3 protein-coding genes are annotated in these 1,675 nt (G+C 58.1%); 2 read left to right on the forward strand and 1 reads right to left on the reverse strand.

Features of this window, described 5'->3' with window-relative positions; genetic code table 11:
- Positions 1–251, reverse strand: a 251-nt coding sequence (locus tag L0H65_RS19580; protein WP_301460857.1) for a response regulator, incomplete at its 3' end; no start/stop codon positions are given.
- A gap of 267 nt (positions 252–518) precedes the next feature.
- Between L0H65_RS19580 and L0H65_RS19585 the strand changes: the two genes are divergently transcribed.
- A complete protein-coding gene (locus L0H65_RS19585; RefSeq protein ID WP_301460858.1) occupies positions 519–1,298 on the forward strand; it encodes a carbon-nitrogen hydrolase family protein in 780 nt (259 codons plus the stop codon).
- Between the two features lie 29 nt (positions 1,299–1,327).
- Positions 1,328–1,675, forward strand: a 348-nt coding sequence (locus L0H65_RS19590) for an FAD-dependent oxidoreductase (protein ID WP_301460859.1), incomplete at its 3' end; no start/stop codon positions are given.

Consider the following 1,675-nt stretch of genomic DNA (forward strand, 5'->3'; position numbering starts at 1 on the left):
ACGCGATCATCGACATCGCCAAGCGCGGTCAGGAAAATCACCGGCATCTCATTGGATGCGGCTCGCAACGCTTTCACCAGTGACAGGCCATCCATACCCGGCATCATGCGATCAAAAATTCCGATGTCGCAGCGATTGTACAGGCAATAGCTCAGCGCGTCGCGTCCATCGCTGACGTGATCGACACTGTGGCCCGCTTCTTCCAGACCCTTGATGATGAATTTAGCGACTTGTTCGTCGTCTTCAGCCAAAATTATTTTCACAATATCCGCATCCGGGTTGAACTTCTATTCCGCAAGGGGAGCAGATTGAACCTGCACGATAAGATCAATGACCCGATGAAGCCAGTTGCAAAAGTCGCGGGCGGGATCACGTTCCATCGGTCAGCGGTTTGCGAATTGAGCGTTCCGACTGGAACCGGGCGTTTTAGCGCAGATTGCTTCGGTTTTTGAAAGGAAGTACAGCGGTTCACACCATGCGATCTGGCCTCGTCCCCCATCACCATCTATGATCAGAGGATGAGAATCGCATGCCTTCAAACCACGCCGATCCGTCCTGCCGACGGCGACGGCATGGCCCGTCTTGCCGCTACGGTCGCAAAGGCCGCCGCGCAAGGGGCTGACCTGTTGGTTACGCCTGAAATGTTTCTGACCGGCTATAACATCGGGGCGCCGCTCGTTGAGGGTTTGGCGCAGCCTGCCGATGGCGTCTGGGCCGGCCAAATCGCGGGTCTGGCGCGGGATCACCGGGTTGCCGTGGCCTATGGCTATCCCGAACGTGGGGCGGACGGTACGATCTACAACGCGGCGCAACTGATTGATGAGCATGGCGTGCCGGTTTTGAATTACCGCAAGACCCATCTTTATGGCGCGGTAGACCGGACGCAGTTTGCACCGGGGACAGCGCGGTCATCGGTGGTCGACTGGCGCGGCTGGAAACTGGCGCTCTCGATCTGCTATGACGTTGAATTTCCAGAATTGATCCGGGCTGCGGCGCTTGACGGCGCTGATCTGATCCTGACCCCGACGGCGAACATGGTGCCATATGACAGCGTGGCGACAAGGCTTGTGCCTGCGCGGGCAGAGGAAAACGGCGTGTTCATGGTCTATGCCAATTATGTCGGCGCCGAAGGCGCATTCTCCTATTGCGGCAAATCTTGTGTTTGCAGCCCCGGTGGCGATGATCTTGCGCGCGCCAGCCAGGCGGAAACATTGTTGATTGCCGATCTGGACCACGACCTGATCAACAAGACCCGCTCTGACGTTACCTATCTGCGCGACCGCCGCCCCGATATCTAAGCTGCACTCTCAACGAAAGGCGCAACGCCATGACTGCCGCCCCGAACTCCGTCACCGCCTTTGGTCCCGATTTCACCTTTGCCTTCGACGATTGGTTGAAACACCCGGCAGGGCTAGGCACGGTCCCGGCGGAAAAGCACGGGCGCGAGGTTGCGATCATTGGCGCGGGTATGGCGGGTTTGGTATGCGCCTATGAATTGATGAAGATGGGCCTCAAACCGGTGATCTACGAGTCCGGCGAATTTGGCGGAAGGTTGCGTTCGCACGCATTCGAAGGTGCGCCGGCGTCCGTCATTGCGGAACTTGGCGGCATGCGGTTCCCGACCTCATCCACCGGGTTTTATCATTACGTTGACAGGTTGCGTTTGCACTCGCGT

This window comes from Pseudorhodobacter sp. (assembly GCF_030452865.1).
Classification (GTDB): Bacteria; Pseudomonadota; Alphaproteobacteria; order Rhodobacterales; family Rhodobacteraceae; genus Pseudorhodobacter.